The following is a 12,400-nucleotide window of genomic DNA, read 5'->3' as shown; positions in this document are numbered from 1 at the left end:
CGTCCGCGAGCGGCTGCGCTCCACGCGCACCCCCGAACACATCGACCTGCGGACCGAACTCCCCTACTCGGAGACCGGGAAGCTGTTGCGCCGCACACTGCGCGACGAGGTCTCAGCGGCCATCGGCACATGACCGGGACCGAGCTCGACCTCGAGGACGTCCTCCCAACCGGCGCCTGGGAGCTCCCCGAGGAGTTCGTGCTGCTGCGCGAGACGGTCCGCGAGTTCGTCGAGACCGAGGTGCACCCGCTGGAGGACACCCTCCCGCACGACACCGCCGGTGTGCCGCAGCCGCAGCTCGGCGAGCTGCAGCACAAGGCGCGGAAGATGGGCCTGTGGGCGCTGGCCACCCCACGGGAGTTCGGAGGCGCGGGCCTGTCCGTGCTCGGCCAGGTGGTGATCGGCGAGGAAGCGGCGAAATGTCGGATGGGGGCGTTCTTCCCCGCCGGCGGCGCGTTCGGCGGGAACCCTCCGAACGTGATGTACAAGGCGTCGACCGAGCAGTTCGACCGGTTCGCGCGGCCGATCATCGAGGGTCGGATGTCCAAGGCGTACACCGCGATCAGCGAGGCGACCGGGGGCTCCGACCCGGCGGGGGCGATCCGCTGCCGCGCGGTGCGCGACGGTGACGAGTACGTACTGACCGGGACGAAGCTGTGGACCTCGCACGCCGGGAACGCCGACTGGGGTGTGGTCTACGCCCGGACCGGCGAGGCGGGGGCCCGGGACGGGATCAGCTGCTTCATCGTCGAGCAGGACACCCCGGGGCTCACGATGACGCCGATCGGGGTCATGAACTCCTTCTCCCCCTACGAGCTGCACTTCGACGGCGTACGGGTGCCCGCCGCCAACCGGATCGGCGACGAGGGCGCCGGGTTCCGGCTCGCGAGCGAGTTCCTCGTGCACGGCCGGATCGTCTATGCCGCGGGCCCGATCGGGATCGCCCAGTACGCGCTGGGCCTGGCCGTGGACTGGGTGAAGCGGCGCCAGGTCTTCGGCGAGGCTCTCGCCGACAAGCAGGCGGTGCAGTTCATGGTGGCCGACAGCGAGATCGAGTTGCGGGCCGCCCGCTTGCTGATGTATCAGGCCGCGTGGAATGCCGACCTCGGCAAGGACGTCAAGGTCGACGCGTCGGTCTGCAAGGTGTTCGGCACCGAGACGGCGTTCCGTGTCGTCGACCGCTGCGTGCAGCTGTTCGGTGCGATGGGGCTGTCGCAGGAGATGCCGCTGGAGCGCTGGTTCCGCGACCTGCGGGTGAAGCTGCTCGGCGAGGGCGCCTCGGAAGTCCAGCGGATGGTCATCGCGCGACGCCTGCTCCGGTAGGCGCTTGTGTCACCGCGAGGGGAAGGACGTCACGGTCCTTCCCCTCGCGGTGACCTCGGAGCTACTAGTGGGCGGGACCATCCTCGGGCAGGCCGCGGTATCGACGGGCGCTGGCCAGCTGCGGGGCGTGGTTCGCGTCGTACTGCTCGATCCACTCCTTCGGCAGCCGCTTCCAGGCCTCACCGACCCGCAGCCGCTCGTCCTGGCTGAAACGCTCGGCGGCGACAACGTCGCCCACGAACAGCGTGCTCTCGTCCATGTCCAGGGACCTCACCACGCGGGCCTCGACGTAGCTGTGGGCGCCCAGCAGGATCGGGGCCCCGGTGACCCCCGGTTTGGTCCGGAACGCGGTGAGCTTGTCCCCGTCGCGCCCCGAGCTGCCGCCCAGGCCCATGAGGATTTCCAGGGACTCCTCCAGCGCCTCTTCCGGCGCGGCGGCGAGCAGGTGCATCACGAAGACGCCGGAGCTCAGCACCATGTCGTGCGTCTTGTTGTACTTGGTGAGGCTAATGGTGGCGCGCGGCGCCTCCGGGACGATGCTGGCGGCGCCCGCCGACAGCGACATCAGTCCGTTCGCCACCCCGCCTTCGATGGTGGTCACCGCCACCGGGAACGGCCGGAGGCCGGAGAGCGCATAGTTCGCGGCATCGAGATCGACTGGCATGTCCACTCCAGACAACGCTGACCGGGGCGAGCAGCCCCACGAGGGTCGGGGCGACCGACAGCATCGACCCGCTTCTGACATTATGTTCACGATCTGAAGCCCCGGTCAACGCCTCGAGACGGAGTCGAGCTCACATTTCTGACGGCGCGTCTACAGCGTGCGGGGCTCTCCGACGAGCAGGCCCCGCTCCAGGACCTCGACCATCAGGTCCACGATCTCCGAGTCCGAGATGTCGGGCGCGGACTCCTGGATCGCCTCGGGGAGCCGATCGAGCACCGCAAGGAACACCCCCGCCGCAACGTCGAGATCCAGCGGGTACGGCCGCTCCAGCTGTGCGAGCACCCGCATGGCGGCGGCGTGCATGGCGGCATTGCCGCCCTCCGCGGCCGCGACGAGGCCCGGGTCGGTCAGCGCGCCGTCGACCCAGGCCCGGAAGACCCCGAGGTAGCGGCGGTGGAACGGGACGAAGTCGGTCAGCCACGTCCGCAGCTGCCCTGGCGTCGCATCGAGCGCGGCGAGCCGGCCCGCGAGCCCGACCGCGACGACCTGACACTCCGCGGACAGCCTGCGGAGCAGGTCGAGCTTGTCGTCGAAGTACTTGTAGAAGGTCGCCCTGGCGAACCCCGCCTCGGCGACCAGCTCGTCGACCCCGGTGCCGTGGTATCCGCGCTCGGCGAACAGTCGCGCTCCGGTGGCCATGATCGCGTCGACGGTCGTGGCGGCGCGGGCGCTCGGCCGGGGGCGGTCGATCTCGATCGTCACCGACTCCGGCACCCGGTGCAGAGGCGTGGTCTCGACCGGCCCGAGCTGGTCGAACGCCTGCGGCGGGGTGTCCGGGAACAGCATCAGCTGCATCACCACGGCGAGCCCGTCGATGCACTCGTCGACGCCGGGGAGCGGAACGTTGCCCCGGTGCCGGAAATAGTTGAAGCGGTGCACGAGCCCGGTCAGCGCGAGCGACGCCGCGTCCAGGGCCATCCCCTCGACGCCGCTCTGCGCGAGCCGCCGGGTGATCCGCGAGTTGTAGGAGCGGACGAAGCCCATGACCAGTGGGCGGACGGCGGCGTCCGGGGTGTCGATGCTGGCCCACTGCACGAACATCGTGGCGTACTTGTCGTAGACCCATGCCCATTCGCCGAGCCACCAGTGCAGGTTGTCGAAGCCCTCCGGGGTGGGTCCGAGTGCACCCAGCCTGCGCACGACGCGCATCAGCGCGGCACCGCACTCGTCGAGCAGCTCGACGAAGATCTGGTCCTTGCTCTCGAAGTACTGGTAGAGCGTGGCGCGTGAGGTGCCTGCAGCCTTCGCGATCGCGTCGACTGAGGTGCTGTGGAACCCCTGGGTCTCGAAGAGCTTCAGGGTCTCGACGACGATCCGCTGCCGGGTGCGGGCGCCACGACGACCGACGACCGGGCTCGCGGGCCAGTAGCCGTCGCGTCGCAGGATCTCGCCGCTCTCTGACATCGTGTCCATGATAGGCCCACCTCACCCCGGGGCCGACGCCGGGCGGACGGCGTGGCGCCGACGACCCCCGGTCGTGGCGATCACCGCCGCACCGCGGCAGTGGTTACCGCGTCACCCCGGCAGCAGGAAGTCCGCGATCGCCGTGACGGCAGTGCGCTCCCCGACGCTGGCCGCCAACGACACGGTGAGCAACACCCCGTCGGGGCGCGGCTCGGCCTCGACGACCTCGCCTGAGCAGCTCAGCACGTCGCCGGGGTAGACCTGCTCGCGAAAGCGCACCCCGAACCGGCGCACCGCATCGGCACCGAGCCAGTCCACCGCGTATCCGGCCAGCAGCGCCGCCACGTGCATCCCCTGGGAGAACACCGAGGGATAGCCGGCCGAGCGCGCCATCGCGTCGTCGTAATGCATCGGGTTGAGGTCCCCGGAGGCGCCGGAGTAGCGGACGAACATCTGCGGGGTCATCGGGCCGTAGTCCCGGGCCGGAGCCCGGGCGCCGACCTCGACCGCGGTCGCCGGCGCGCTCATGATGCCTCGTCCGTGGCGGCCGGCCGGGCCGCTCGCTCGATGTAGGTGGCCCTGGCCTCGGCGACCAGGGTGCCCGCCTCGTCCCGGAACTCGGTGACCACCACGCAGAAACGCATCTCACCGCCCCTCTTGCCGGGCTTCGCATAGCGCTCGTCGACCCGCTCAACAGCCGTGAGCGTCTGCCCCGCGCGGGGCGGCGGGCCACGGAACACGTACTCCTGCTCACCGTGCAGCAGCCGTCTGCGGTCGAACCCGACCGCGACCCGGGCCGACTCCGGGCGCCAGAGGGCGGAGCTGGCCAGGAACGTCGGCGGGACGACCGCCTGGGCGCCGCGGTACGCCGGATCGGCGGACTGCATCGCGGCGGCGAACTCTGCGATCTTTCCCCGCTCGACCACCACCTCGAACTCCTCGCCGCGCGTCCCGACCGGGGCGCTCACGGGGGCACTCATGGGATCCTCCTCCTCCCGGGCCGCCACGACGGCAGCCCGCCGGACTGCGCGACACGCTACGTCAGAAATCGGGAGCGGTCCACGCCGCACAGGGCCCACTCGCTGCTTGCCAAATGGTAGACACATTGTCAGAATAAGTCTGTCCAGCCGTCGCGACGCCGCGGCGCCCTCGAGCGGGGAGTACCAGCCAGCGTGACGACCACCGTGCGCATCCATGAGAAGCTGCTGATCGGCGGGCGACCCCGCGCGTCCGCGTCGGGCCGGACCATCGAGGTCCGTTCCCCCGCCACCGGGCAGATCGTGGGCACCGTCGCGGAGGCGGACACCGCCGATGTCGACGCCGCCGTGGCCGCCGCCCGCACCGCCCTGGCCTCCGGCCCGTGGGCTCGGACGACCCCGCAGGAGCGCGCCGAGATCCTCGGCAGGATGGGCACGCTGCTGCGCGACCGCACGGACGAGCTCGCCGACCTCATCTCCGACGAGGTCGGCTCGCCGCGCGGTTGGGCGGTCGGCGGGCAGGTCGGCACCGCGCTCGGCGTGCTGCACGTGCACCGCGCACTCGCGGCCTCCTACCCGTGGGTGGAGACGCGCGCCGCGCTGGTCGGCGGCGAGGTCCGGGTACGCCGGCTGCCCGTGGGCGTGGTCGGGGCGATCGTGCCGTGGAACGCCCCGCTGTTCACCGCGGTGCTGAAACTCGCCCCAGCCCTGCTGGCCGGCTGCACCGTGCTCCTCAAACCGTCGCCGCTGGCCCCGCTCTCCGCCGTCGTCCTCGCCGAGGTGGCCGCCGAGGCCGGCCTGCCGAAGGGGGTGCTCACCGTGCTGCCCGCCGGTGCGCAGGCGAGTGAGCACCTGGTCTCGCATCCCGGCGTCGACAAGATCAGCTTCACCGGCTCGACGGCGGTCGGTACCCGGATCGGCGAGCTCTGTGCCCGCGACCAGCGCCGCTGCACCCTCGAGCTGGGCGGCCGGTCGGCCGCCCTGTTGCTCGACGACGTCGAGCTCACCGACCGCGTCGTCGACGACCTCGTCGACGGGGCGATGGCGAACAGCGGGCAGATCTGCATCGCCCAGACCCGGTTCCTGGTCCCCCGCTCGCGCGCGAAGGAGATCACCGAGGCGCTCGCGGCCCGGATCTCGGCGCTGCGTGTCGGTGACCCGGCCGACGAGGAGACCGAGATCGGCCCGGTGATCGACGACCGGGCGAAGCAGCGGATCGAGAGGATCGTGGCCGACGCCGAGGCCGCCGGTGCCCGCGTCGCGGGCCGCGCCGGCGCCCCCGACCTGCCGGCAGGCCACTACGTCGCGCCCGTGCTGTTCACCGACGTCGACCCGGCCGTCCCGGTCGCCCGCGAGGAGATCTTCGGCCCGGTCGCGGTGGTCCTGCCCTACACCGACGTGGACGAGGCCGTCCGGATCGCCAACTCCACGGACTACGGCCTCGCCGGGAGCGTCTGGAGCGCCGATCCGGACCGTGCCGAGCTCCTCGCGGGCCGGTTCGCCGCCGGCTCGGTCGCCGTCAACTCCTCGGCCGCCATGGATCTCGGCAGCCCCTTCGGCGGCATGCGCCGCTCGGGCACCGGCCGCGAGTGCGGGCCCGAGGGCGTCACCGCCTTCGTCGAACAGCAGTCGATCGTCGTCCCGGCCGCGCGCTGAGCCGGACGACCGATACCGGAATTACCTGAAGGAGCAGATCGTGGAGACGCTGGCAGCGGTGCTCTGGGAGCGCGAGGCGCCCTGGTCGGTCGAGACGATCGAGCTCGACCCCCCCGGGCCGCAGGAGGTGCAGGTCGAGCTGCACGCCTCCGGGATGTGCCACTCCGACGAGCACATCGTCTCCGGCGACATGCCCTTCCACCTGCCCTGCATCGGCGGGCACGAGGGCGCGGGCGTCGTGACCACGGTGGGCGACAAGGTCACCTCGGTCCGGCCCGGCGACCACGTCGTCTTCGGATTCATGCCCTCGTGCGGGCGCTGCCCGTCGTGCTCGACGGGGCACCAGAGCCTCTGTGACCTCGGCGCCCGGCTCTACACCGGCCGGCAGATCGCCGACGGCACGGCCCGTCACCACGGCCGCGGCCAGGACATCGCCACGGCCTGCCTGGTCGGCTCGTTCGCCCACCACACCGTGGTCCACGAGGCGAGCTGCATCCGGGTCGACCCGGCAGTCCCGCTGGATCGGGCCTGCCTGCTGGGCTGCGGCTTCGTCACCGGCTGGGGCTCGGCGGTCTACGCGGCCGACGTCCGGCCGGGTGACACCGTCGTCGTGGCCGGGGTGGGTGGCATCGGGGCGGCCGCCATCCAGGGCGCGAAGCTCGCCGGCGCGCGGGTGATCGTCGCGCTCGACCCGGCGGCGTCCAAGAAGGACCAGGCGCTCGCCATGGGCGCCACGCACGTCGCGACGAGCTGGGAAGAGGCCCCCGGCGTGGTCACCGAGGCCACCTGGAACCGCGGCGTCGACAAGTTCATCTGCACCATGGGCCGGGGCGACGGGAAGCTCATCCGCAAGGCGCTCGCCATGACCGCCAAGCGCGGCAGGCTCGTCGTCACCAACATCCACCCCGCCGCGGAGCGCGAGGTCGCGGTGAACTTCATGGACCTGACGCTGTCCGAGAAGCAGATCGTCGGCACGCTCTACGGCTCCGCGAACCCGCGGGCCGACATCCCCAAGCTGCTCGAGCTCTGGTCCGCGGGACTCGTCGATCTCGACGCCGTCGTCTCGCGCACCTATGCACTCGAGGACATCAACGACGGCTACGCCGACATGCGTACCGGCAACTTCCTGCGCGGGGTCCTCCGGTACCCCGCGGCCGGCTGAGAGGGCGGACCCGTGACCAGCACGGAAATCAGCACCGGGACCGAGCGGCCCGGCGACGTCCTGGACGACCTGACCTGGTGGACCCGCCCGGTCGAGGAGCGGGACGCGCTCTTCGCGCGACTGCGCGCCGAGGACCCGCGCCCCTACGTCCTCGAGCGGGACCTCGGCGGGGCACCGCGCGGCGGCGGGTTCTGGGCCCTGACCACCTACGACGACGTGTGGGACGTCAGCCGCAGGCCGGACGACTTCTGCTCCGGGCAGGGCACCACGATCTTCGACCAGCCGGCCTCGCTGCGCGAGTACCGCGGCTCGATCATCGATATGGACAACCCCGAGCACCAGCGGCTTCGCCGGATCGTCTCGCGCGGGTTCACCACGAAGTCCCTGGACCGGCTGCACACCGACGTCGAGCAGTCTGCCCGAGACATCATCGGGGCGGTCGCGACGCGCGGCGGGTGCGACTTCGTCACCGACATCGCGGCCCTGCTCCCGCTGCGGATCGTCAACGTGATGATGGGGATCCCGCAACGCTACGAACAGTTCATCTTCGACCAGACCAATATCGTGCTCGGTGCGAGCGACCCGGAGTACGTCCCGGACCAGACCCCGCGCGCCGTCGCAACCGCCGTCTGGAAGGCGGGCGAGGCGCTGTCCGACCTGCTCCGCGAGCTGGCCGCGGAACGGATCGCCGAGCCGAAGGACGACCTGATCACCACGCTCGTCACCGCCCAGGGCGAGCGGCTGACCCCGGAGGAGCTGGCCCGGTTTTTCATCCTGCTCGTCGGGGCGGGCAACGAGACCACTCGCAACGCGCTGTCCCACGGCCTGCTCGCGCTGACCCAGTTCCCCGAGCAGCGGGCGCTGTGGCAGGGCGACCCGGATACCCACACCATCGCCGCCGTCGACGAGGTGGTCCGCTGGGCCTCCCCGGTCCTGTACATGCGGCGCACCGTGACCCGTGATGGTGTCCGGCTGGGCGAGCAGGAGTTCCGCGAGGGCGACAAGGTGGTGCTCTGGTACCGCTCGGCCAACCAGGACGAGAGCCGATTCCCCGACCCGACCCGGTTCGACGTCACCCGCGACCACGGGGCGCACGTCGCCTTCGGCGCGCCGGGCCCGCACCACTGCCTGGGCGCCAACCTCGCGCGGCTGGAGCTGTCGGTGGCCTTCCGGACGCTGTTCGAGCTTCTACCGGACATCCGGGCGGTCGGCGAGCCCCAGTTCCTGCGCTCCAACTTCCTGCACGGTGTCAAGCACCTGCGGGCCGAGTTCACTCCCCAGGAGGTGACGGCGTGACCACGACCGAGGCCGCCCCAGGCGTCCTCGTGACCGACGCGGCGGGCGTCCGCCGGATCACCCTGAACCGGCCGGAGGCGGCCAACGCGCTGCGGCCCGAGGACCGCGACACAGTGATCGACGCGCTGCGTGCCTCCGACGGCGATCCCGAGGTCCGGGTGGTCGTCCTCGCCGCCGAGGGCAGGCACTTCTGCTCCGGGGCCGATGTGAAGGCGCTGGCCCGCAACCGGGCGTCGGGCGGGGAGAAGCGTGTCGGCGACGCGATGCGGAAGATCATGGACGGCGCGCAGACCCTGGTCGCGTCCGTGCTGGACTGCGGCAAGCCGGTGGTGGCCATCGTCCAGGGCCCGGCCGCCGGGATCGGGGCGCACCTGGCCTTCGCCGCCGACCTCGTCGTCGCGAGCGAGCAGGCGACCTTCGTCGAGGCGTTCGTCCGTCGTGGCCTGGTGATGGACGGCGGCGGCGCCTACCTGCTCCCCCGGCGGATCGGTATGCAGAAGGCGAAGGAGCTGGCGTTCTTCGGCGACGCGCTGCCCGCCGCCGATGCGCTGGCCCTCGGTCTGGTCAACCGGGTCGTCCCAGCCGCGGAGCTGGCGGAGGCCGCCGAGGCATTCGTGCAACGCCTCGCGGTGGCCCCGACCAGCGCGATCGCCCTCACCAAGAAACTGCTCAACGCGTCCCCGGACACCGACCGCGCGGGGGCCTACCTCGCCGAGGCGATGGCGCAGGAACTGCAGTCGCACGCCCACGACTCCGGCGAGGGCGTGCGTGCGTTCGTCGAGCGCCGCGACCCCGACTACCGCGGACACTGAGAGGACACATGACCACCCCACCGGCGAGCAAGCCGCGCAGCGACATCCCCACCCCGGACGCGGACACCGACGTCTACTGGGCCGCCGCCCGGGAGGGCCGGCTGCTGATCGCCCGGTGCGCCGGGTGCGGCCGGGCCCACCACTACCCCCGCCCGTTCTGCCCGCACTGCTGGTCCGGCGCCGTCACCCCCGAGGAGGCGAGCGGCCGGGCCACGCTCTACACCCACTCCACCGTGTTCGTGAACGACCTCGTCCCGTTCGCCGAGCGGCTGCCCTACGTCGCGGCCGTCGTCGAGCTGGCCGAGGGCCCTCGGGTCATGACGAACGTCGTGGACTGCCCACCCGGGGACCTGCGGATCGGCATGCCCCTGCTGGCCGTCCCCGCCCCGCTGACCGACGAGCTGACCGCGACCGTGTTCCGGCCGGCCGCCCCCGAAGGAGCTACCGCATGACCGGCCTGTTGGAAGGCAAGATCGCCCTCGTCACCGGCGCGGGCCACGGCATCGGCCGGGGCCACGCGCTGGAGCTGGCGAAGCACGGCGCCACGGTCGTGGTGAACGACCTGGGGACCTCGGTGTCCGGTGAGGGCTCCGGTCGCGACGCCGACGCCGTCGTCGACCTGATCGGCGCGCGCGGCGGGAAGGCCGTGGCGGACTACAGCGACGTCGGCGACGAGCAGCAGGTCGAGGACATGGTCGGGCGGGCCGTCGACGAGCTCGGCCGGCTCGACATCGTGGTCAACAACGCCGGGATCGTGCGCGACCGTGCGATCTGGAACATGAGCCCGGCGGACTTCGACCTGGTGATGCGTGTGCACGTGCGCGGGACATGGCTGGTCAGCCGCGCGGTCGCGACCCGGTGGCGGGCCGAGGCGAAGGCCGGAGGCGGCAACGTCTACGGCCGGATCGTCAACACGACCTCGGGCGCCGGTCTGCTCGGCAACTTCGGCCAGACCAACTACGGCACCGCCAAGGCCGCGATCGTCGGGCTCACCCAGACCCTGAGCCTCGAGCTGGCCGGAATCGGCGTGACCGTCAACGCGATCAGCCCCGGAGGGGTGACCCGCCTCTCGGCCACCCTCGGCGGCGATCGCAAGGCTCTCGAACCCGACGAGCGCCCCGACGACGAGTTCGATCCGAAGGACCCGTCGCTGTGCTGCCCGGTCGTGGCCTGGCTGGCCAGCCCCGAGGCCGGGCACATCAGCGGGCAGGTGCTGCGGGCGATCGGCGAGGAGATCACCTTGATGCAGGGCTGGTCCCGCGGTGCGACGATCTCCAACGGCGGCACCCGCTGGGACGCGGAGAAGCTCGGCGCCCGACTCGCCACCGACGTCTTCAGGACCCGGACTCCGGGCTTGCGGCTCGGCAGCTGAGCCGGCCCACCATACCTGAACAAACTTGTCAGATTCGAGGAGCTTTCCGATGAGCCTCACCCTCAGCCCCGGCGTGCGCCTGCGCTCCGCCGTCTGCCCGACCGAGGTCGTGGTCCTCCGTGCCGGCGGCCCCGCCGATCTCCGGTGCGGGGGCGCCCCCATGGTCGGCAAGGACGAGCCGGTCGGCAGCGCGGGTCCGGTCCCGCCGTTCGACGGCGGCGTCCAGGTCGGCAAGCGCTACGTGCACCCCGGACAGGGCGTCGAGGTGCTCTGCACGAAGGCCGGGCCCGGGTCGCTCTCGGTCGGTGAGGAGCCGCTCGAGCTCAAGTCGGCGGCTCCGCTCCCCTCCTCGGACTGAGCCCGGCCCCGGGTCCCGCGCGGTCGAGCAGGCCCCGCTCCACGAACAGCGCTACCGCGTCGGCGACCCGGCCGGCCGGGTGCTCCGGGAACAGCTCGGCCATCCCGGACGGGACCCGCTGCAGCAGCGCCAGCAGCACCATCGCCCCCACGTGGCACGGGAACGGGTAGTCCCGCGACACGCTCGCGGTGAGCCGGTAGGCCGCCGCGAACAGGTGCGTCGACGCGGCCGCCGCGTCGACCCGGATCTCGCGCGCAGCGTCCGGGTCGTCGAACCAGACCGCGAACGCGCCCTGGTAGCGGGTGTGGAAGTGCACGTAATCGTCGAGCCAACTGCGCAGGGCAGCGGGGTCCGGCGGGCCCGAGCCGGTCAGGTCGTCGAGCCGGGCGGCAGCCCCGACGACCCCACCCGCGGCCTCCTCGCTCAGCACCGCCAGCAGCGCACCCTTGTCGCGGAAGTACTTGTAGAGCGTCGCCCGCGCGACCCCGGCCTGCGCGGCGACCGCGTCGAGGTTCGCGTGCCGGTAACCGAGCTCGGCGAACGCGACGCCGCCCGCCTCCTGCAGCCGGGCGACCGTCGCCGCGGCGCGCCGGCCGAGATGGCGGGTGCGCGGAGCCGGGTCGTACGAGCGCACGGGTCCGGGTGGGGACACCGGAGCTGGCACCCCGACCAGTCCGGTCAGCACCCCCGACGGCGTGGCCGGGAACAGCACCTGCTGCACCACGGTGGCGAGCCCGTCGAGCACCGCACGGTCCTCCACGGGGCTGAACCCGGTGTGTCGGTAGAGATTCACCCGGTGCACCACCAGCAGCAGCGCCAGCCCGAGCTCGAGCCGGTCCGGGTCGTCGAACCCGGACTCCGCCAGCCGGTCCGCGATCCGCCCCGCGTAGGCGTCGACGAAGCTCGCCACCATCGGCCGGAACGGCCGGCCCGCGTGGTCGATCACGTCCCACTGGACGAACATCGAGGCGTAGCGGTCATAGACCCACGCCCACTCCCCCAGCCACCAGTGCAGGTTGTCGAAACCCGCGGCGGTGGGGCCGAGCGGGCCGAGCCGCCGGATCAGCCGCATGAGGGCGGCGCCGCACTCGTCGAGGAGCTCGGCGAAGACCTGTTCCTTGCCCTCGAAGTACTGGTAGAGGGTGGCCCGGGACACTCCGGCCGCGCGGGCGATGTCCTCGACCGACGTCGCTTGGTAGCCCTGGCCGGCGAACCGGTCGAGCGCAGTGTCCAGGATGTGTACCCGCGTCCTGGCGCCGCGGCTGCCGACCTGCGGGCTGTTCGGCCCGTAGCTCGACCGGCGGGGCGATCCCCAC

Annotated in this window: 13 protein-coding genes; 8 read left to right on the top strand and 5 right to left on the bottom strand. The window is 72.1% G+C overall.

What is annotated here, in order from left to right; all coding sequences use genetic code 11:
* The first annotated feature begins 129 nt into the window (after nucleotides 1–129).
* Complete coding sequence (locus I4I78_RS22425; protein ID WP_218613439.1) at nucleotides 130–1,323, top strand: acyl-CoA dehydrogenase family protein; 1,194 nt, start codon at nucleotides 130–132, stop codon at nucleotides 1,321–1,323.
* 64 nt (nucleotides 1,324–1,387) lie between these two features.
* Here the strand turns inward: I4I78_RS22425 and I4I78_RS22420 are convergent, their stop codons facing one another.
* From I4I78_RS22420 to I4I78_RS22405, 4 genes are all read right to left on the bottom strand, one after another.
* On the bottom strand, nucleotides 1,388–1,987 hold the full coding sequence (locus I4I78_RS22420) for a flavin reductase family protein (RefSeq protein WP_218613438.1): 600 nt from the start codon (nucleotides 1,985–1,987) through the stop codon (nucleotides 1,388–1,390).
* A gap of 150 nt (nucleotides 1,988–2,137) precedes the next feature.
* Entirely contained in the window at nucleotides 2,138–3,460 is a 1,323-nt protein-coding gene (locus tag I4I78_RS22415; RefSeq protein ID WP_218613437.1) for a TetR/AcrR family transcriptional regulator, read from the bottom strand.
* Between the two features lie 102 nt (nucleotides 3,461–3,562).
* Nucleotides 3,563–3,979 carry a MaoC/PaaZ C-terminal domain-containing protein gene (locus I4I78_RS22410; RefSeq protein WP_218613436.1) on the bottom strand — a complete coding sequence of 139 codons (417 nt, stop codon included), beginning with the start codon at nucleotides 3,977–3,979 and terminating at the stop codon, nucleotides 3,563–3,565.
* Nucleotides 3,976–4,431 carry a MaoC family dehydratase N-terminal domain-containing protein gene (locus I4I78_RS22405; RefSeq protein ID WP_218613435.1) on the bottom strand — a complete coding sequence of 152 codons (456 nt, stop codon included), beginning with the start codon at nucleotides 4,429–4,431 and terminating at the stop codon, nucleotides 3,976–3,978. Before I4I78_RS22405 ends, I4I78_RS22410 begins: the two co-directional genes overlap by 4 nt.
* Nucleotides 4,432–4,623: 192 nt before the next feature.
* On the opposite strand from I4I78_RS22405, the gene I4I78_RS22400 reads away from it, so the two are divergent.
* From I4I78_RS22400 to I4I78_RS22370, 7 genes are read left to right on the top strand one after another with little or no spacing between them, the layout of a single operon-like run.
* Entirely contained in the window at nucleotides 4,624–6,084 is a 1,461-nt protein-coding gene (locus tag I4I78_RS22400; protein WP_218613434.1) for an aldehyde dehydrogenase family protein, read from the top strand.
* Between the two features lie 40 nt (nucleotides 6,085–6,124).
* Nucleotides 6,125–7,246: an NDMA-dependent alcohol dehydrogenase gene (locus tag I4I78_RS22395; RefSeq protein ID WP_218613433.1), complete on the top strand. Its 1,122-nt coding sequence runs from the start codon at nucleotides 6,125–6,127 to the stop codon at nucleotides 7,244–7,246.
* Nucleotides 7,247–7,258: 12 nt separating this feature from the next.
* On the top strand, nucleotides 7,259–8,542 hold the full coding sequence (locus I4I78_RS22390; RefSeq protein ID WP_218613432.1) for a cytochrome P450: 1,284 nt from the start codon (nucleotides 7,259–7,261) through the stop codon (nucleotides 8,540–8,542).
* On the top strand, nucleotides 8,539–9,354 hold the full coding sequence (locus tag I4I78_RS22385; protein WP_218613431.1) for an enoyl-CoA hydratase/isomerase family protein: 816 nt from the start codon (nucleotides 8,539–8,541) through the stop codon (nucleotides 9,352–9,354). The genes I4I78_RS22390 and I4I78_RS22385 overlap by 4 nt, the downstream gene beginning before the upstream one ends.
* An 8-nt stretch (nucleotides 9,355–9,362) precedes the next feature.
* Nucleotides 9,363–9,806 (top strand): Zn-ribbon domain-containing OB-fold protein, encoded by a 444-nt coding sequence (locus I4I78_RS22380; RefSeq protein ID WP_218613430.1) that lies wholly within the window; start codon nucleotides 9,363–9,365, stop codon nucleotides 9,804–9,806.
* Nucleotides 9,803–10,726, top strand: a complete 924-nt coding sequence (locus I4I78_RS22375; protein WP_218613429.1) for an SDR family NAD(P)-dependent oxidoreductase — start codon at nucleotides 9,803–9,805, stop codon at nucleotides 10,724–10,726. The genes I4I78_RS22380 and I4I78_RS22375 overlap by 4 nt, the downstream gene beginning before the upstream one ends.
* Before the next feature lie 49 nt (nucleotides 10,727–10,775).
* Nucleotides 10,776–11,084: a hypothetical protein gene (locus I4I78_RS22370; RefSeq protein ID WP_218613428.1), complete on the top strand. Its 309-nt coding sequence runs from the start codon at nucleotides 10,776–10,778 to the stop codon at nucleotides 11,082–11,084.
* On the opposite strand, the gene I4I78_RS22365 is transcribed toward I4I78_RS22370, so the two are convergent.
* Nucleotides 11,050–12,400 (bottom strand): TetR/AcrR family transcriptional regulator (locus I4I78_RS22365; RefSeq protein ID WP_218613427.1); only part of this gene is annotated, 1,351 nt, incomplete at its 5' end. The two genes, I4I78_RS22370 and I4I78_RS22365, sit on opposite strands and share 35 nt — an antisense overlap.

Origin of the sequence: Pseudonocardia sp. KRD291, assembly GCF_019263595.1 — a bacterium.
Taxonomy (GTDB): Bacteria; Actinomycetota; Actinomycetes; order Mycobacteriales; family Pseudonocardiaceae; genus Pseudonocardia.
Note: the sequence above shows the minus strand (reverse complement) of the source record. Positions and strands in the feature narration are given on the sequence as shown.

Coding starts and splice junctions, on each gene's coding strand:
- I4I78_RS22425 (WP_218613439.1), top strand. CDS start 130: ATGACCGGGACCGAGCTCGACCTCGAGGACGTCCTCCCAACCGGCGCC.
- I4I78_RS22420 (WP_218613438.1), bottom strand. CDS start 1,987: ATGCCAGTCGATCTCGATGCCGCGAACTATGCGCTCTCCGGCCTCCGG.
- I4I78_RS22415 (WP_218613437.1), bottom strand. CDS start 3,460: ATGGACACGATGTCAGAGAGCGGCGAGATCCTGCGACGCGACGGCTAC.
- I4I78_RS22410 (WP_218613436.1), bottom strand. CDS start 3,979: ATGAGCGCGCCGGCGACCGCGGTCGAGGTCGGCGCCCGGGCTCCGGCC.
- I4I78_RS22405 (WP_218613435.1), bottom strand. CDS start 4,431: ATGAGTGCCCCCGTGAGCGCCCCGGTCGGGACGCGCGGCGAGGAGTTC.
- I4I78_RS22380 (WP_218613430.1), top strand. CDS start 9,363: ATGACCACCCCACCGGCGAGCAAGCCGCGCAGCGACATCCCCACCCCG.
- I4I78_RS22375 (WP_218613429.1), top strand. CDS start 9,803: ATGACCGGCCTGTTGGAAGGCAAGATCGCCCTCGTCACCGGCGCGGGC.
- I4I78_RS22370 (WP_218613428.1), top strand. CDS start 10,776: ATGAGCCTCACCCTCAGCCCCGGCGTGCGCCTGCGCTCCGCCGTCTGC.